General features: G+C 36.8%; 10 protein-coding genes. 5 read left to right on the top strand and 5 right to left on the bottom strand.

Features of this window, described 5'->3' with window-relative positions; translation table 11 throughout:
• Nucleotides 1-129: 129 nt before the first annotated feature.
• The 3 genes from JKP34_RS10435 to holA form a co-directional block, all read right to left on the bottom strand.
• Complete coding sequence (locus JKP34_RS10435) at nucleotides 130-1,842, bottom strand: TonB-dependent receptor (RefSeq protein WP_201920756.1); 1,713 nt, start codon at nucleotides 1,840-1,842, stop codon at nucleotides 130-132.
• A gap of 1 nt (nucleotide 1,843) precedes the next feature.
• Entirely contained in the window at nucleotides 1,844-4,906 is a 3,063-nt protein-coding gene (locus JKP34_RS10430; RefSeq protein ID WP_201920753.1) for a tetratricopeptide repeat protein, read from the bottom strand.
• Nucleotides 4,907-5,068: 162 nt separating this feature from the next.
• Nucleotides 5,069-6,091, bottom strand: coding sequence for a DNA polymerase III subunit delta (holA, locus tag JKP34_RS10425; protein ID WP_201920750.1), 1,023 nt, complete (start codon nucleotides 6,089-6,091; stop codon nucleotides 5,069-5,071).
• A 163-nt stretch (nucleotides 6,092-6,254) separates the two neighbouring features.
• Between holA and tyrS the strand changes: the two genes are divergently transcribed.
• From tyrS to JKP34_RS10400, 5 genes are all read left to right on the top strand, one after another.
• Entirely contained in the window at nucleotides 6,255-7,556 is a 1,302-nt protein-coding gene (gene tyrS / locus JKP34_RS10420) for a tyrosine--tRNA ligase (protein WP_201920748.1), read from the top strand.
• Between the two features lie 90 nt (nucleotides 7,557-7,646).
• The gene (lhgO, locus tag JKP34_RS10415; protein WP_201920744.1) at nucleotides 7,647-8,843 is read left to right on the top strand and encodes an L-2-hydroxyglutarate oxidase; all 1,197 of its coding nucleotides are present in this window, start codon (nucleotides 7,647-7,649) and stop codon (nucleotides 8,841-8,843) included.
• A gap of 26 nt (nucleotides 8,844-8,869) precedes the next feature.
• Complete coding sequence (locus JKP34_RS10410; protein ID WP_201920741.1) at nucleotides 8,870-9,805, top strand: mechanosensitive ion channel family protein; 936 nt, start codon at nucleotides 8,870-8,872, stop codon at nucleotides 9,803-9,805.
• 48 nt (nucleotides 9,806-9,853) lie between these two features.
• A complete protein-coding gene (locus JKP34_RS10405) occupies nucleotides 9,854-10,090 on the top strand; it encodes a DUF7218 family protein (RefSeq protein ID WP_201920738.1) in 237 nt (78 codons plus the stop codon).
• Between the two features lie 14 nt (nucleotides 10,091-10,104).
• The gene (locus JKP34_RS10400) at nucleotides 10,105-10,668 is read left to right on the top strand and encodes a type 1 glutamine amidotransferase domain-containing protein (RefSeq protein ID WP_201920734.1); all 564 of its coding nucleotides are present in this window, start codon (nucleotides 10,105-10,107) and stop codon (nucleotides 10,666-10,668) included.
• 35 nt (nucleotides 10,669-10,703) lie between these two features.
• Here the strand turns inward: JKP34_RS10400 and JKP34_RS10395 are convergent, their stop codons facing one another.
• Together JKP34_RS10395 and JKP34_RS10390 are read right to left on the bottom strand one after the other, a co-directional pair.
• Complete coding sequence (locus tag JKP34_RS10395; RefSeq protein WP_201920730.1) at nucleotides 10,704-11,618, bottom strand: PorP/SprF family type IX secretion system membrane protein; 915 nt, start codon at nucleotides 11,616-11,618, stop codon at nucleotides 10,704-10,706.
• 11 nt (nucleotides 11,619-11,629) lie between these two features.
• Nucleotides 11,630-19,540 carry an Ig-like domain-containing protein gene (locus JKP34_RS10390; RefSeq protein ID WP_201920728.1) on the bottom strand — a complete coding sequence of 2,637 codons (7,911 nt, stop codon included), beginning with the start codon at nucleotides 19,538-19,540 and terminating at the stop codon, nucleotides 11,630-11,632.
• Nucleotides 19,541-19,576: the final 36 nt, after the last annotated feature.

Genomic DNA, 19,576 nt, shown 5'->3' with positions numbered 1-19,576 from the left:
AAAAAATTTATAAGTATTAGCTTAATACTAACAATTTTTTAATACGATGAATACACTCTAAAAAGTTTGTTAGGCGAGTGTAGTGCTTACTAAAACCAAAGATAAGGGCATTTCATGATTTTAAAAACATTAAAAGGAATATGTGAAACCTCCTAATATTTGAAAACCACGGTTAGGGTAGTTCAAGTAATATTCATACTTATTGGATAAGAGGTTGTTAGCGTTGACAAAAATACTGGCTCTACTGGTCAAATTATATCTAACATCAAGGCCAAGGTCAGCGAAGGGATCAATCTCAGTCATAGTAGCTAGATTCGAAGAAAAATCGATTCTCCTATAGTATGCTTCCATTTTACTCTGTAAATAAACTGATAAGCCTATTTCTACTTTCTCCTTAATGCTGACATTACCTTTTAAATCAAGCTTGAATTTTGGCACATAAGGCAATGCATCAATGCTATCATTAGCATAACTCAAATATTGCCCTTTGGCACTTAGATTAAAATTCTTTCCAAAATCAGTTTGGATTAAAATACTTGATTTTAGCTCTGTTAAATTATCACTATATATAGAAACAAAGCTCTGTAACAGTTCATTACCTGACTGGTTATCAGTCCTTACATCAGTAAAATAAGGCAATTTATTAACAGTACCTACTTCAAAAGAACCATCAATTTGAACTTTATCAAGTAAGTTTGATCCTGCCTTTAATGTCAGTTGAAATGGATTGATAGTGTTTTCAAGAATAAAAGAAGGATCAAGATAAGGGTTAGTTTCTAAAACACTTTTATAAGTGACTTGTCTAACATCACCGGAAATACCAATACCTAAGTAAGTCTTTGCTAAAGGGAAATACGTAGCATTTAAATTAGGATAAACATAAACCTCGCTTATGTTAGTTCTTGATTGATTATCGTAGCTTATGTTTAGTCCGCCTTCAAGTATTATTTGATCAAGCTTGTATACGACTGAAGGATCTATTTGGATTAAATTTCTATTGTAGCTCTGAGATTCATTAAAATAATTATAGTTTGAAATAAAACCACTCGCATTTAATTTGGCTCCAAAAGCACCTCTGAAATTGTAGGTGTTGTTTAAACTGAAGTTAAAATTAGTTTCAGCAGTATTCATGCTTGTAAAGAGATGATAGAAATCGGCATCGTAGTCATACGTAAAATAATCTTCAATATTTCTATCAGAAAGACCAATATGAGCTCCTGCAGTTTGAAATTTTTTTTGAAACTCATCTCTACTAAAGCTCTCATTTAAATCTAACTCCTCCTCTATTGAGCCATAGGCGTAGTTATTAGTTCTATCATAAAGCAATGAAGTCTCAAAAGATATTTTATCGTTGAAGAACCTAGCTGATGGCCTAACCATTTGGTAGCCTGAACCGGAATATTTTTCATCAACCGCTCCTTTATTAAAGCTTTTATGATAAAACTGAACACCGTAGCTTTTATTTCTATCCCGCTTGTTACCAACAAAACCTGATAAATAGGAGGCTCCATAATTACCAAAACCTGCTGATACCTGATTGGCAAATAATTTTGGGATAGGCTCATCCTTAATTCTCAACACGCGTAATCCTGGCTTAAGCTTACTTAACTCCGGAGTAATCTCATTCCAACTAAAGTTCACTCTGATTGAATCACTACTTTGATCAATTTTAGGTACTTGCCTGAAGCTTCTGGTTGCTCGTGGCAGATCAAGACTTCTGTTCTTCTCAATAACAATTTGAGAATCCTCTAATTCACCTTCTGTCGGCTCATTCCAGTTATCCTGTGCGTATAATGAAATACCTATTGTCAGAAATAATATGTTTAATATGATCTTCTTCATCTTAATCTTGAATTGAATCTAATGGAGCCTTCACTGTGTCTGTTACCATAACAGAATCACTTGCATTTTGGATTGAATCCAATTTTTGCTCCTCCTGAGTAATAAGTGTCAATTTTAATTTTGCTTCATCAATAAGTATTGCAGATGAAGCATTCTCTATAATAGAATTCAAAGTTGCCTTAGCCTGAAACAATTCTCCTAGTGTATAATAGTTATCTGCAATCAATAAAAATGATTTTCCTAACCATTGATCGAAAGAGGCAAACTGATTGTTAAGCTCAAATAGTGTATTGATTGAGGTTTGATAATCTTCACTAGTATACTGCATTAATGCAATCATGTATTTAGCTTCAGCAGCATTCTCATCTTTAGCGGTTTCAATGGCAGCTGAAAAAGCAGTTTTAGCTTGCTCATATTTACCTTGGTTAAAATAAGCCATCCCTTTGCTAACATAAGCTTCTGTTATAGCTTTTGTATTTACATTTCCTTTATTGATAATTAAGTCAGCATATTTAATGATATCAGCATAATCATTTCTGATTTTAGCTAACTGAAGCAGGCCTGACCAGGCATTATATTGATCTCTGGCATTTTCAGCTAGTTTTAGTAGTTGATTGAAATAATTAGAAGATTTCTCATAATTATCTGCCAGCAATTCAAGCTCAGCCACTTTTTGCACAGCACGCTTTTTAAAAGGTGTATCTTGATCCTCCAGCACTTCATAAAAAACAGGTAAGGCGTTGTTATACTCTTTAGCTCTATAGTAAGAGTCTGCCAAATAATATTTAGCTTCTTCCGCCAGAGCATTATCAGGGTAATTCTCCATATAATTTTTAAATGCTACGCTTGCCTTGCCATAATTTTGATTGAAATACAATGATTTTGCAGCGTCATACTCTATTGAAGAAACCTCCTTATCATTAGGATTAGCCTGCTTGTAGGCAGCCAGGAATTTATCAAAGTCTCCCTCCTCATTTTTAATACCATATATTTCTTGTAGGCCAAGTAATGCGCCATTAGCAGTAGGATGTGTAATATGGTTTCTTAAGATGTTTTTATAATCCACCAGAGCCAGCTCATATTGCTTTAAATTGTAATAAGCAATTGCTCTTTTGGATAAGGCATAAGGCACCAAATTAGATTGTGGCACTTGATTGAGCATTTCTTTAAATCGGCTAACTGCTAATTCATAGTTGCTCGATTCAAATGTTAATAGCGCTTTTTGGAACAACGCATTATCATAGTAAGCAGAGTTTTTGTAACGACTGATTACTTCTTCATAATTACTAAATGCCTCTTTATTCTTATTTTGTAACGCATTTACTACACCTAGTTGGAAGTATACATAATCCATTTGATCAGAAGAATTGCGAAGGTAATTTTGGTAAGTTGTTGATGCTTCGCCATATCTTTTGGTCACATAATAGCAATCAGCCAGTCGAAGCTGTGCATCGCTGAAATAAGTATTTTTCTTTCCGGCATTGGTATATTTCTTAAAATATAAGAGCGCATTCTGAAACTGCTTGGTATTGTAATACGCATAGGCCGTTCCGTATAATAAGTTTTGATACCATTCATTTCCCTCAATTGACCTATCTAAAGAGGATAAATAAGCCTTAAGCGCCTCATTGTATTTCTTACCAGTTGAGTAAGCCTCACCCATCCAGAAATAAGCTTTACCAGCTAATTCCTTAGATTGTGGATAGGCTACTGATTTTTTTAACGACTGCACGGACTGGTAAAAATTTGCCTGATTGAAATAATCGGCTCCCTGATAAAAAGTAACTTTCTGATAAGCAGACTTTAATTTAGGTGTCAGTTCTGGCAAAGATTCAATAAAGCCAATTGCAAGATCATAGGCATTTGTATTTAAATATGCCTGACTCAGCAATTCGTTTGCCTCGGTAGCATAACTGCTATTAGAGTATTTTTCTATAAATGCTGATAGCTCTTTAATAGCATTTGAGTAATCTGCATTATCGATTAATAAGAGACATAACTGCCAATGACTTTCTTCAGCAATAGTCTCACTAAAACTTAATGATTTAGATTGTTGATACGCATTAATGGCATATCTGCTATTGTTTTCCTGTTGATAAAGTCTTCCTAAGTAATAAGTACTGAATTGCGTGAGTGAGTCCTTTTCTATTCCTACTTTCTCCAGCAATTCAATGGCTTCTTTGTTTTGATTCACCTTAAAAGCGGCATAGCCCATTCTGTACAGCACTGCTCTATCATTACTTTTGTTGGATCCTTGCCTGTAATTATCGAAATACTCGGCTGCTTTATCATATTCTTTTAATGCGTAGAATGCATCCCCTGCTATTAGGTAAATGTTTGAAGGAACCCTTCCATCGAGGCTTTCAACATAATTAATCACTTCATAGAATCTTCCCTGTTGATAAAAAATATTAGCCTTCATTTCGGCTACACTAGCTTTATATGCATCATTTTCTTCTGCTTTCTCCAAATCCACCAATGCCTGAGCATAATCAGCCAATTCATAATTGATAAAACCTGCATAATAATAAGCCGCAGACTGGTATTGATTGTCAACACGCTTAAGTTGATTAAAATAAGGAAGTGCTTCTTGAAAAGCTTTTCGGCTAAAGTAAGAGTAGCCTATTTTAAACTGGAAATTCTTCAATTCCTTTTTAGATAAGACTTTCTCGTTAGTTTTCTCATAATACTGAATGGCCTTTGCGTAATTCTTTTCTCTGTAATAGAAATTTCCCAACTGAAAATAAGCCTCTAAAGCTTTGGGGTGATTTGGATAAGCATCTACAAACTGCTTTATTCTGTTTTCACCATCAGACTGAAACAAATAAATAGCGGCTAAAGCACTGTAGTATTCAGCCGAAGACTTATTAGCCGCACGCTCATCTACATTTTGTAGATAAGTATTGAAAATTGTTTGGGCAGCATTGTATTGCTGATCATTGAATAGATTCAGTGCCCTGTTATATTGGTCGCTAGCGCCATAATCGACATAGGTTTTCTGGGCAAAAGCCGTGAGCTGAAAGCTCACAAAGTATATCGTTAATAGAATTATCTCCTTAAACATAGATTACGATTGTAATTGCACTTTAAACTAATAAAGCGACTAATTATTATATTTTACATAGAGGCTATGAGCCTTTTAATGAGAAAAAAATTAAACTCTTATTATCTTGAGCATCAAACAGCGATCTATTTGATAGCAAATTTCAAACTCTGCATTACAAAATCAATGCATCAACTTAAATAACAATTCTTTCATCAATTGTTCATCAGCCATTGAAGCATTAACGCCTTTGCTGGTTAAGTCGGCCTCATATATATATTGTAAATTTTGAAGCACTTTCTGAAGATTATATCTTCTGATTGCTGCCATGTATTCCTTTGCAATATAAGGTGAAACTCCTGCGGCCTGAGCTACCCCTCTATCACTTTTATCAGGATGATGGTGAATCAATAATAGTTTTGTGAAAAAGCTATTTAAGAACCCAATACTTAAAATAACTGGATGGTTTTTAGGATCGGCCGCAAAGAATTGAATAATTCTGTTTGCCTGTAATACATTGCCTTGTACTATGGCTTTTTGCAGTTCGAATATGTTGTAATCTTTATTAATACCCACATACTCTTGAACATGCTTCTCATTTATTTCAACAGGCTCTTTAAAATTGATAAGTATTTTATTGATCTCATTAGAAAGCCTCTCCAGGTTATTACCAATATATTCGGTAAGTAACATAGTGGCCTGCCTATTAATTTTATGATTCTTAGCTTTTACAAACTGCTCAATCCACTCTGGCACTTTGTTTTCATAAATTTTAGAAGACTCCAGAAAAACAGCATGTTGTGTTAAGCTTTTTGTAATCTTTTTGCGCTTATCCAGCTTTTTATGCTTGTGTCCAAATACCAACACGGTCGAGGGCTGAGGATTCTGCAGGTAATTTTCAAAAACGGCAAGGTCTGCATCTTTTTTCTTAAGTTCAGCTAGCTCCTGCGCTTCTTTAACAATAATTACCTGTCGCTGTCCCATCATAGGGAAACTCTTGGCTGCAGAAATTACATCATATAGTCCTACATCTTTTCCATATAAAACTCGCTGGTTGAACCCCTTCTCACTTTCGTCTAAAGCATTCGCCTCAATATAATCACTTATCAAATCAATAAAGTAAGGCTCCTCACCTTGTAAAAAATATACTGGAGCGTAATTATTATTCTTTAAGTCGGATAGAATTTGTTCTGCAGTTTTTGCCATACTTCTATGTTAATAAAAGCGAAGATAATTGAGTAATAGCAAAGGTTGAAATATTATACCTTTAATTAGCCATCTAAAAATATTTAGTATTAAGCAGCATTTAACTATTAATAACCTCTCAGGGCTTTTATATTTGCAAGCTCTACAGAAAACACCAACAATTATGCAAAAAGATTTTATCGCTGAATTACAATGGCGAGGAATGATTCATGATATGATGCCTGGCATCGAAAAGCAACTTTCAAAAGAACTAACATCAGCTTATGTAGGTATTGATCCTACAGCAGACTCCCTTCATATTGGTCATTTAGTAGGCATTATGATGCTTAAACATTTTCAGGATGCAGGCCACAAACCTATTGTTTTATTAGGTGGCGCTACTGGTATGATTGGTGATCCATCAGGTAAATCAAAAGAAAGAAATTTATTGGATGAAGAAACATTGAGAGTCAATGAAGCAGGCATCAAAAAGCAAGTGATGAAGTTTCTAGACTTTGATGCCAGTGCTGACAATAATGCCAAATTGGTAAATAATTACGACTGGATGAAAGACTTCAGCTTCCTTGGCTTTATCAGAGATGTGGGCAAGCACATTACCGTAAATTATATGATGGCTAAGGATTCTGTTAAGAAAAGGCTCTCGGCAGAATCAAGCGAAGGCATGAGCTTTACAGAGTTTACCTATCAACTGGTTCAAGGTTATGATTTTCTTCATTTATACAAAGCAGAGAATTGTAAACTTCAAATGGGCGGATCTGATCAATGGGGAAATATTACCACTGGAACTGAAATGATTCGTAAAATGGAGCAAGGTGAAGCTTTTGCTGTTACTACTCCATTGATTAAAAAATCAGATGGTACAAAGTTTGGTAAAACTGAAAGTGGTAACATTTGGCTTGATCCTAAAAAGACATCTCCTTACAAATTCTATCAGTTTTGGTTAAATGCATCTGATGAAGACATGAGTAACTTTGTCAGGATATTCAGCACAAAATCAAAAGATGAAATTGAAGCTTTAGAGAAAGAGCACAATCAAGCACCTCATTTGAGAGTATTGCAAAAGGCTTTGGCAGAAGAAATGACTGTGCGCGTTCACTCTCAGGAGGCCTTGGATATGGCCTTGAAGGCTTCTAGCATATTGTTTGGTAAATCTACCACTGAAGAACTGGCCTCAATTGATGAAGATACACTTCTGTCTGTTTTTGAAGGTGTACCACAAGTTACTATTACAAAAGATGAACTTGCTGCCGTTGATAATGCCACTACATTTTTAGCCGAAACAACTCAAGGCATTGTATTCAAATCAAAAGGTGAAGCCAGAAAGATGATACAAGGTGGTGGCGTAAGTGTGAATAAAAACAAAGTGGAAGATCCCAATGCTGAGGTGGATTTTCAATTACTGCAGGACAAATACATTCTGGTTCAACGTGGTAAGAAGAATTATTATTTAGTGATTGTGGAGTAAAAAGTTGGTATTGGGTATTAGGTTATAGGATTCTGAATTCAGTAATAAAAGGATAATTCATAATTCATAATTCATTAATTGATCAAAAAAATGTATGATATAATCATAGTTGGTGGTGGCATAGTCGGATTGGCAACAGCTTATGAACTTAAGCGAAAAAGTCCTAAAAAATCGGTATTGCTTCTTGAAAAGGAAAATGCACTTGCTAAGCACCAAACAGGGAATAACAGTGGTGTTATTCATTCGGGCATATATTATAAGCCGGGAAGTTTAAAAGCTAAAAACTGTATTGATGGTTATAATCGTCTATTAGCATTTTGTGATACCGAAGGTGTACCCTATGAGCTTTGTGGTAAAATCATAGTAGCGACTAATAAAAGTGAACTCCCAACCTTACAAATGATTGAAGAGCGGGGTAAGCAAAATGGTTTAAAAAACTTGAAGCGTTTAGTAGGAGATGAAGTAAAAGAATACGAGCCTTATGTGAACGGAATAAGTGGAATTCACGTGCCCCAAACCGGTATTATTGATTATACCGCAGTTTCACTAAAGTATGCTGAGAAATTTCAGGAAGCTGGTGGAGAAATCAGACTGAATGAAAAAGTAGAGGATATAAGGGAAGTTTCAGGTAAATCTGAAGTAGTTACCCAAGATGCTACTTATGAGTCAAGTTTGGTGATTAATTGTGCTGGTTTATATTCTGATAAAATTGCCAAGCTTACCTCTGGTAAAATCGATTTACAAATCATCCCCTTCCGTGGTGAGTATTATATGATAAAGCCTGAAAAGCAGTATTTAGTCAAAAACTTAATTTATCCAGTGCCTGATCCTAACTTCCCATTTTTAGGGGTGCATTTCACCAGAATGATTAATGGTGGCATTGAGGCAGGCCCAAATGCAGTATTGGCTTTTAAGAGAGAAGGTTACCGAAAATCCTTATTCAACTTGGTGGAATTAACTGAGTCGCTTACTTATCCTGGCTTTCTGAAGGTAGCTTCTAAATATTGGAAAACAGGATTTGGAGAAATGTACAGGTCATTCTCGAAGAGTGCATTCACTGAAGCACTACAGAAGTTATTACCAGATATAACTGAAGATGATTTAACACCTGGTGGTGCAGGTGTTCGTGCACAGGCCTGCGATAAGAATGGTGGTTTAATTGATGACTTTCTTATTTTAGAAGAGAAAAATGCCATTAATGTTTGTAATGCACCTTCTCCTGCCGCAACATCTTCACTATCAATAGGTGATCATGTCAGTGAACTTGCATTACAACGCTTTAAATAAGACCTTAGCTATTTAACCTCAATAGGATGCTTGAAAATTTGATGCAATATGTTGAAGAACAATGGCGAATCAGTCCTGATTTGCAGTTTAAGATATTGTATTCATTAATTGCCGTTCTGGCACTTATCATCCTTAGGTTTATAGCCCTTCGTTTAATTTTTAAGGCTTTTGAAGATGCCAAAGACCGCTACCTATGGAAAAATGGGGTCAAAAATGCTTACTATGTTTTAGTCATTTTTATACTACTCAATATTTGGGTTGATAAAATTGATTCTATCGGTACCTTTCTTGGGCTTGTAAGTGCAGGTTTGGCTATTGCCCTGCAAGTGCCTATCGTAAATATTGCCGCGTGGATGTTCATAGCTATTAGAAAACCTTTTGTGGTAGGTGATAGAATTGAAATTGATGGCGTTGCTGGTGATGTTATTGATATTCGATTTTTTCAATTCACCATTAATGAAATTGGCAATTGGGTAGAATCTGATCAAAGTACGGGTAGAATCATCCATATTCCTAATGGAGAGGTGTTCAGAGTACATCAAGCCAATTATAATCAGGGCTTTTCACATGTATGGAACGAAATGTCCGTACTGGTTACTTTTGAAAGTGACTGGAGAAAAGCTAAAAATATACTAGAGGCTATTGTTAATTCCCAGGTAGAAGAATTATCATTTAATGCCAAAAGAAGGTTGCTGGAAGCTTCAAAGAAATTTATGATTTTCTACAGTAACCTGACTCCTATTGTTTACACCTCTGTTAAAGATAGCGGTGTGAATTTGACTATTCGCTACCTCACCTTACCTAAAAAGAGAAGAGCAACAGAACATGCTATTTGGGAAGAAATTCTCGACCAATTCAAGCAGCATGATGATATCGATTTTGCTTATCCTACTCAAAGGATTTACCTAAACCCACAGGAAGGCAAGCCCGGTACACAGGTAGACCCACCAAGAAAATCCTGATTTCTTAAAACATGATCCCACCCTGAGCTTGTTAGTAAAATAAAAGCTATGGGAAAGGAAATGAATTCTATAAAAAACGAAGAGCAGTATGAAGCACTTCGTGATAAAGGAATGAGCAAAGAAAAAGCTGCCAGAATAGCCAACACTTCCAATCCTGATCACAATAGTACTCCTTACGAAGAACGAACCAAGGAAGAACTTTATGATAAGGCCAAAGAAGTAGGCATTGAAGGCAGAAGTGAAATGAGTAAAGAAGAGCTCATTAAAGCATTAAGAAATCATTAATACAAATTTAAATTATGAGTCAATTACAAAATAAAAATATCGCCATATTAACTGAAACAGGTTTTGAAGAAGTTGAACTAACAGTTCCTAGAAAAAAATTAGAAGAAGAGGGTGCTATAATAACTATCATTTCACCTGAAAATAAATCTATAAAAAGCTGGGATCAAGATCACTGGGGTTTTGATTTAGAAGTAGACAAGTTAGTAGAAGAAGTGAAGCAAGAAGACTTTGATGGATTGCTATTACCAGGTGGTGTTATAAACCCTGATAAGCTTAGAAGATCTGAAAAAGCTATAGATTTTATCAAAACATTTTTTGAGAAAGGTAAGCCTGTGGCATCTATATGTCATGGTCCTCAAAGTTTAATAGAGGCTGATGTATTACAAGGAAGAATTATGACATCGTTCCCTAGTATCAAAACTGATCTGAAAAATGCAGGTGCCAGATGGGTGGACAAAGAAGTGGTTGTTGACCAAGGTTTGGTAACAAGTAGAAATCCTGATGATTTAGAAGCTTTCTGCAGCAAGATGGTAGAAGAATTCAGAGAAGGAATCCACCAAGGACAGAAAACAGCATAACATTAAAAAGGCAGATATAATCATCGGCCTTTTTTCTAAAAATAATTTGGTCTTAGCTTGCCTTTACCAAGGTTAAAACGGTAGTTGAGCATTATTTCATGTGATCCTGAATTCACCCTTTTTAAGTCACTCGTAGTAAGAAAATCATAAGAATAGCCGATCAGCAAATTATCAGTAGCTTGAAACTGAAGTAAGCCATCAAAAGAATCAAAAGACCTCCACGAAAGTCCTACCCAAAACATTTCTTGCAATATAACAGTAGCATTCAAATCTATATTTAAAGGAGCTCCCTGCACATATTTCAATAAAGTACTAGGCTTTATTTTCACCATAGGGCTCACATCAAACAAATAACCGCCTGTTAAAAAATAGTGTCTGGCAATACGGCTATCTGAATCAGGATTGTCGTTGTCAAATTGTAGTTCCAATATTTGAGGTGATGAAAGACCTGCATAAAACCTTTCATGTGAAAGGTAAAAGCCTACTCCAACATTAGGCTTTGTTGCCCGAACATCTCCATTTGCAAAAGCTACATCACTGGAATTAATTTGACTTAATTCAGCATTATAATAGGTAAAGCCGGCAGAAAGCCCCATTGACAAAGTTAAGTTGTTATCAAAATCAATTTTGTATGCTGAGCTGGCGTAAACTCCTGTCTGAGAAGTTACTCCTATCCTATCGTACATCATCATTAAGCCTACTCCAATATTTTTATTCTCAATGGGCATATGACCTGAAATAGTTTGTGTGCTAGGTGCACCATCGAGCCCTACCCATTGCTCACGGGCAATAGCCGTTAAACTTAAGGTTTTATGGCTTCCTGCATATGCTGGGTTTATGGCCAATTCATTAAACATATACTGTGTATACATTACCTGTTGTTGCGCTCTTGCACTGTTATAAGCAGTAATGAATAGTAATATGATATATATTTTGAATGATAATTTCATCGAATAGCTTTTTATCTTTTAATGGTAATGTAACCTTTAACAATAGCCTCACCTGCCACAAGTGTATCAGGATTGAGATCGATTATGTAGAAATAAGTACCGTCAGGCACTTTATTACCTCCCACTAACAAATTACCAGCAGGACTACCATCCCATGCGTTAGTTTGGTTATTGTAAGAAGTAGTGCTAAACACTCGATTACCCCATCTATTAAACACCTGTATCTCATTATTTGGAAATAATTCGATGCCTTCAATTTCCCAAGTATCATTTATTCCATCACCGTTGGGAGAAAATCCTTCTGATATCTCAAAAGTTTGAAGCACATAGATGGAAGCAAAATCACTGTTGTTCAATTCATTATCATCATTCTCATTACCCTGGATAAAAACTTCATGATCTAAGGTTCCCTTACCTGCAATTCTTACAACAACAGTAAGTGTATCACTTTGTCCACTCTGCATGTCACCAATAGTCCACCTGTTAGAAATGTCGTTGTAATTTCCATTGGTTGAAGTAGCTTCTTGAAATTCTAAGTCAGTATCAAGCTGACTTGAAACGGAAACCTCAGTAGCTGGATCGGGACCTGAATTTCTTGCAATTATAGTGTAAGTCACATTTTGGCCTTCCACGTATTGAGGAACTTCACCTGCTCCCTCTATTTCTACAACATCAGCTTCAGAAACAGTTATACTTACTTCTAAATCAGCCCTGCCATTATATTCAGCATCTAAATAATCAGGAATACCATCACCATCAGTATCATCGTTTCTTGGATCTCCGTTACCGTCAATATCTTCCTCAAGTGTTGTAAGTCCATCACCATCGTCATCCATATCTAAATAATCAGGTGTTCCATTGCCATCTGTATCATCTGTCATAGGATCATCATCTCCATTGTAATCTTCCTCTGCAGTAGGCACATTATCACCATCATCATCAGTGTCTAAATAATCAGGAATACCATCACCATCGGTATCATCATTATCAAAAATGCCGTCACCATTGATGTCCTCATCAACGTCCAATACGCCATCACCATCAGTGTCAATATTTTCATCTACAATGTCCACCGTCAGTTCATCAGTGGTTTCATCAGTCGCGGTTTGATCAGCATTTGATGTAGTTACTACCACATCATAAGTTCCATTTGCCAATGGAGTTGTAAGACCGCTTAAATCAAGTGTCCAGTTACCATTACCATCAACACTAAGTTCACCGGTACCTAATACATAAGTAACTCCATCAACCTCTACCGATAGGCTTGTCGCATTAACTTCATCCCAGGTTCCTGTTAAAATAGGAAGTCCATCATCACTGGTTAATGTATTAACAGTTGGTACTTCAATAGCTACAGGAATATCTACTATTAGTTCATCAGTAGTTTCATCTGTTACGGTTTGATCGGTATTCGATGTAGTTACTACCACATCATAAGTTCCATTTGCCAATGGAGTTGTTAATCCACTTAAATCAAGGGTCCAATTACCATTTCCGTCTGAAGATAAAGCTGCATCAGTGCCTAATGCATAGGTAACTCCATCAAGCTCTACAGATAGGCTTGTCGCATTAACTTCATCCCAAGTTCCTGTTAAAATAGGAAGTCCATCATCACTGATTAGTGTATTTACAGTCGGTACTTCAATAGCTACAGGAATATCTACTATTAGTTCATCAGTGGTTTCATCAGTCACGGTTTGATCAGCATTTGATGTAGTTACTACCACATCATAAGTTCCATTTGACAATGGAGTTGTTAAACTGCTTAAATCAAGTGTCCAATTAACATCATTAGTAGTTAATTCTGGGTCTACACCTAAGGCATAAATTACGCCATCCACTTGTACTGAAAGCTCAGTAGCATTTGTTTCGTCCCAGGTTCCCGTAATAGTAGGAAAACCATCTTCACTGGTTAAACTATTTACTGTAGGGATCCCTAGATTGACAGTAGAAATTGTAAGTTCATCTATTGTATTGTCGGCACTAGAATTACCAGCAGCATCTGTACTCGTTACTGAAATGTCATAGGTTCCGTCTGCCAGTTCCTGAAAAGGACCTCCAGCAGTAGGTGAGTCAACTCCTGTGCTTACAGACCATGTACCATCTCCTATCGCTTGGGTTTCAAAAACTACTCCTTGAATAGTTACCTGAATTGATGATCCTGCCTCAGCTGTTCCAGTTATAATAGGCAAAGTATTGTCTGTAGTGGTTTCATCAATTGTTGGTATTTCAGGAGCAATTGTATCAATACTTAGCTCATTGGTAGTGGCATCATTGCTTGTATTACCCGCCTTATCGGTAGATGTTAATACAATGTCATATGCTCCATCAGCTAACTGTTGAAAAGGCCCTCCTGAAACTGGTGTTTCAGATTCAGTATCAATACTCCAATTTCCATCGCCAGGAACTATAATTTCGAAAGTAACTCCTGCCAAAACAATATTTAAAGTGCTATTGGCTTCTGCAGTTCCCGAAATTAGAGGTGTATTATCATTAGTAACTAATAGATTTATAGTAGGTACAACAGGTGCTGTAGTATCTATCACTAATTCATCTGTAGTTGTATCATTAGATGAATTACCAACATCATCTGTACTAGTTACAGCAATATCATAAACTCCATCACTAAGATTAGCTAATGGACCACCAGAAGTTGGTGTATCGTTCTCTAAGTCAATTTCCCAAGTACCATCAGCTGCCGTTACAGTGGTGAAAGAAACTCCATTAATTAGCAAGCTTATATCTGAACCCACCTCAGCGGTTCCGTTAATTATCGGTTTAGCTTGATTAGTTATTAAATCATTAATCGTTGGAATAACAGGATCAGTAGTGTCAATTCTAAGTTCATCAGTTGAGGCGTCAGCAACTGAATTTCCTGCATTATCACTAACTGTAACTACAATATCGTAAATGCCATCAGTCAAGGCTGTAAAAGAACCACTTACAGGAGTAGCTATAGAAAGATTTAGCGACCAATTTCCAGAGGCATCTGGTGTTAGGTTAAAAGTAGCTCCTTCTATTTCAAGTTCTATGCTTTCATCTGCTGGTTGAGCAGCACCTAAACCATTTGTGCCTGTTAAAATTGGCGTATTATTATTAGTGGCTAATTGGTCTATGGTTGGAGCTGTTGGCAATGAGGTATCAATTTCTAACTCATTGTTGGTATCATCAGAACTACTATTCCCAGCCAAATCCGTGCTGCTTACTTCAACTTCATAAAAACCATCAGTTAAGGCATTAAAAGGCCCTCCAGCAGTTGGGGTATCAGTTGAGGTATTAACCGTCCAGTTGCCTAGTGATGAAGCCACAACTTCGAAAGTTACCCCATTTAGAGTCACTGAAATAAAAGTATTAGCTTCGGCTGATCCCGTAATTGTAGGACTTGTATTACTTGTTATAAGTGGATCGATAGTTGGTATCGAAGGTGCTGTAATATCAATTGTTAATTCATTAGATGAAGCATCGCTAGCACTATTTCCTGCTACATCACTAATGGTAGCTTCTACCTCATAAACGCCTTCTGAAAAGCCTCCTAACGTTCCTGAATCAGGTGTTTCAGTTTCAGTATCAACTGACCAATCACCACTAGCGTCAGGAACAACCAAGTAAGTGGCTCCATTAACAGTCACCTCAAGTGTTTCACCTGCTGGTTGTGAAATTCCCAATCCATTAGTTCCTGTGATAACAGGCGTCTGATCTTGGGTATACAGCACATCTACTGTCGGATTTGTAGGTACAGCACTGTCAATTGTTAATTCATTTGTGGTAACGTCATCAGTAAAATTACCAGCTGCATCCGTACTTCTTACAGAAACATTATAGGTACCATCGGCTAATCCTATAAAAGGTCCTCCGGATATTGGCGTATCATTTTCTGTATCTATTGACCAGTTTCCGCTTACATCGGTTGTAGTTTCAAACGTAACGGCATCCAATATCATGGTAATGGTTGAATTAGCTTCAGCTGTCCCGTTTATAATAGGGCTATCATCATTGGTGACAAGCGCTGAAATTGTTGGAATTACTGGTGAAGTAGTATCTATTGTCAGCTCATCTGTTGTAGCATCTGAACTGCTATTACCGGCAAAATCAGTTATGGTGACTGCTATATCATATTGATTACCATCAGCAAAAGTTCCTAAAGTACCTGCGTCAGGAGTGGCACTGCCTAAATTTATTGACCATACTCCAGAACCGTCTGGTATTACATTATAAGTTGCACCATTTACCTGTACAACTACGGTTTCATCGGCTGGCTGACTAGCTGATAGTCCATTTGTACCATAAATAGTAGGTGAAGTATTGTTAGTGATGAGCGAATTTACCGTTGGTACCGCTGGTGCCATGTTATCGAACAAAGTTACTACTTCTGTAGCCGCTGTATTATCATTGTTAAGCGCATCTACTGCTACTGCAGCATTTACATTGAATGTGATATCTCCATTCAAATCTGGTGTTATATCTATTTCATATTGTTGCGCATCAACTGCATTAAAGTTAGAAGTTGTTGCATTGGTAACAACCAATTCAGCAATATCAAAGTCAGTTACATTCTCCGAAAAAACTACAGTAATCGTAAAAGTTGCTGCGCTATTTGTAGAAAAAGGTGCTCCTTGGATGCTTACTGTAGGAGCAGTTGCATCTATAAAGACCTCATCTACTGTAGTATCCGTTGAAGAGTTGCCAGCACGATCTGATGACAAAACATTAACGTCATATAAGCCATCAGCCAAGTTAAGAGCTGACAAATCCAATGACCAATTTCCTGATCCATCTGATGTTAATTCAGGATTAGCGCCAAGTTCATAGGTTACACTATTAAAATTAACTCTCAAAAATACGCCATCTATGTCATCCCAGGTGCCTGTTATTACAGGGCTGTTATCATTAGTACTTAAAGTATTAACTGTTGGAACATTCGGATTTGTTGTATCGATAGTTAATTCATTGGTGGTAGCATCAGCAGTGCTGTTACTTGCTAAATCAGTAATAATGGCTAAAACTTCATAGGTATTATCGGAAAAACTACCTAGTGAGCCACTATTAATAGGGTCAGTTCCCACATTTAACTCCCAATCGCCATTGGTATCTGGCACAACAACATAAGTTGCTCCGTTGACAGTAACCCTTAAAGTTTCACCTGATGGTTGAGACGTTCCTAAACCATTAGTACCTGTTAAAGTTGGTGTAGTATCATCAGTATATAATTCATTTACAGTTGGAGCCACAGGTGCACTGGCATCTATCAATAGCTCATCAACTGTAACATCAGTTTGAACATTTAGATTAACATCAGTTACTCTCACTTCCACATCATAAACTGATCCATCAGTAAAAGCTTGTAATGTACCTGAAGTAGGCGTATCATTTTCTGTATCCACACTCCATCTTCCATTTCCATCAGGAATTACAGTATAAGTTGCTCCATTTACAGTTACTTCCACAGTCTCGCCCGGAGGTTGACCAGCACCTAAACCATTGGCACCTGTAATTACGGGTGTAAAATCACTGGTAAAAAGTCTGTTTACATAAGGTGCTAATGCAATATTGACTGAAGCAGTTACTGGGCACAAGCCTCCAAAATCATAGGTTACAACATAAGAACCCACAACAGAATTAGATACATCAATCTGCCCGGTAAATCTATCAATTGTTAAACCGAAAGTTGATGAAAATTCACCCCCGGTAAGTCCATTAACTGTAGGGGTTGGATCTGCATTATTAGTATAGAAGGTGGAAGAACCATAATCTATGTCATAATTGATGAGGCACTCCGAGTTGATATCATTTTCACCATCTTCTGTAGGATCGTTGTTGCCATTTGGATCCGGATTAGTTCCTGCATCAGAAAAATCCTGACTTTCAAAAGGTCCTGTAACACCATCATTAGGTCCTGTTGATTTAGATGTTACTACTGATTGACTATAATAACTTGGTTGGGTGGCAGTGGTAACATCAACTTGAACTGAATAACGAATTATAAAAGAACCAGATGCCACCAACGAAGCATCCTGACTATCATTTGATGTAGTTAGTAATTGCTGATCTGTTACACCATCGTAATTAGGGTTTATACCTCCTGAAGAAAGTGAACCACTAATAATTGAAGGTGCACTTGTTAAACTAACGGTTGCTCCAGCAGGAACACCGTACTCAATATCTTCAATTATTTGAAGGTTATTGGCAGGATTTGTAGGATTATAATTGGTTACAATTAAATCATAAGTAATATCAAAAATAGCTCCTGAGCTATTAACATTGGCTACAGTATTTTTTGCTATACCCAAATCATCCTGACATAAGGAAATATTAAGAGGGAAAGATTGCTCTGATGATATGCAACCTGCGATTGAACCTCTGGCAGTATAATTACCAGGAGCAGTTACATCCAAATTAGAAGTAGTTTCTCCGGGTATCAAAACTCCATCTCTATACCATTGGTATGAATCAAAACCAGCAGCAGTAATAGTTACAGGCAAGTTATCGGGTATGCATGTTACTGAACTATAACCATTGGGTGTTTCTATTACAGGTGTTAATGTAAAACCAGAGAAAAAGCCTGCACCACCAATATTTCCACTTTCTACGGTTAAAGAAACTCTTATTGGTCTGGGACTTTCAACAGTTACATCACCTGAGTATCCACCCACTTTATAAGTAACATAATTACTATTTCCTGACACAGGCTGAGCTAATGAGGTAACGTCAGTTGTATTTCCTAATTCATCAGTTACCGTAACCAATTCACCCGCTTCAGCTATAATTTGTATAATAGGATTTCCCAGTTGATCGATATCTGGCATATCAACATTTGTACCACCTAAGCACACTATAGGAGGCATATAATTCAAACCTTCCTGCCTTTCATTGGTGCTAACACTACCATTCAAGCCCTGATATACATACACAGGCTGATTAGAGCTTAGATACATATTATCATTAGCTGTGTAGTCTGAAGCGGTGAATCTCAGATAATCTCCGGCATCAAGTGGCGAAGTGTTTGATGGAACTGTTGATCCATTTAAGTAAATATTGGTACCATCTATACCCGAAACTACTATAACATTTTCGTTGGCAGTACCTTCTCCCTTTACAAGGATGTATTCAAAACCTGTTTGATCTACAGGAGCTATTTGATCTATTCCTATGTCTCTACCAGCTTGTCCACCATCGCTGGGAGAGCCTGCCAGCCAGGAACCTGAGTTTACCACGATAAACTTATCAGAAGTAATCAAGGTACCGTTTACATCATTAAGGTTGGCTGCTGCGCCATCTGCAAAAGCTGTTAATACATAGGATTCCCCAGCGTCTAAACTTACTGTTATTGAACCACTACTTTCATCAACATTTTCAAAGTCCACTGCCCCAAAATCACTCACTTCAACAGTAGTATTGTCTTCAACAGCCATAAAGCCGATAGAATGAGATTTTCTAAAAGCATCCTGACTAACATTCCATATATGACCCGATCTAAAAATTTTACCAAAACCAGCAGTTCCTTTGGAAGTTAAAAAACCGGCCTGAGCACTTTCATCAACTCTGATACTTGTAAAAAAGGCTTTATTTGCGGTTAAAATTAAACCCTCATCAGTTTGTACTGTAGCCAGCTGCGAATCATCAATCAGAAACTTAGTGCCTGGGCCTTTGGTAGATGACGCCTCAGAACTTAAAGAAATATTTGCCGGGTTTGACCTACTTACCGTTACCGGTGAGAAAGATAATTCATTACCTGCACCATCTGTAACCTTAACATCAAATGGGGTTGTCTGTGGTGTACTTATTAATAAATATATGTCTTCACCACTACCTTCTGCCCTATCTTCTCTGCCATAAAAAGGTGGAATATAATGACGTGTATCTAACTGAGCGAGAAGTTGATTGCTAGCAAAAACGAAAAATAAAAATATATAAAGTTTTCTCATGCAGTACGTGCTATATAAAATCAAATGTGTTAATCT

This window comes from Marivirga atlantica (assembly GCF_016734805.1).
GTDB lineage: Bacteria > Bacteroidota > Bacteroidia > Cytophagales > Cyclobacteriaceae > Marivirga > Marivirga atlantica.
Note: the sequence above shows the minus strand (reverse complement) of the source record. Positions and strands in the feature narration are given on the sequence as shown.

Bases quoted from the DNA above. Each gene is read 5' to 3' on its own strand.
- JKP34_RS10400 (WP_201920734.1), top strand. From the start codon at position 10,105: ATGAGTCAATTACAAAATAAAAATATCGCCATATTAACTGAAACAGGT.
- JKP34_RS10390 (WP_201920728.1), bottom strand. From the start codon at position 19,540: ATGAGAAAACTTTATATATTTTTATTTTTCGTTTTTGCTAGCAATCAA.
- JKP34_RS10435 (WP_201920756.1), bottom strand. From the start codon at position 1,842: ATGAAGAAGATCATATTAAACATATTATTTCTGACAATAGGTATTTCA.
- holA (WP_201920750.1), bottom strand. From the start codon at position 6,091: ATGGCAAAAACTGCAGAACAAATTCTATCCGACTTAAAGAATAATAAT.
- JKP34_RS10395 (WP_201920730.1), bottom strand. From the start codon at position 11,618: ATGAAATTATCATTCAAAATATATATCATATTACTATTCATTACTGCT.
- tyrS (WP_201920748.1), top strand. From the start codon at position 6,255: ATGCAAAAAGATTTTATCGCTGAATTACAATGGCGAGGAATGATTCAT.
- lhgO (WP_201920744.1), top strand. From the start codon at position 7,647: ATGTATGATATAATCATAGTTGGTGGTGGCATAGTCGGATTGGCAACA.
- JKP34_RS10430 (WP_201920753.1), bottom strand. From the start codon at position 4,906: ATGTTTAAGGAGATAATTCTATTAACGATATACTTTGTGAGCTTTCAG.
- JKP34_RS10410 (WP_201920741.1), top strand. From the start codon at position 8,870: ATGCTTGAAAATTTGATGCAATATGTTGAAGAACAATGGCGAATCAGT.
- JKP34_RS10405 (WP_201920738.1), top strand. From the start codon at position 9,854: ATGGGAAAGGAAATGAATTCTATAAAAAACGAAGAGCAGTATGAAGCA.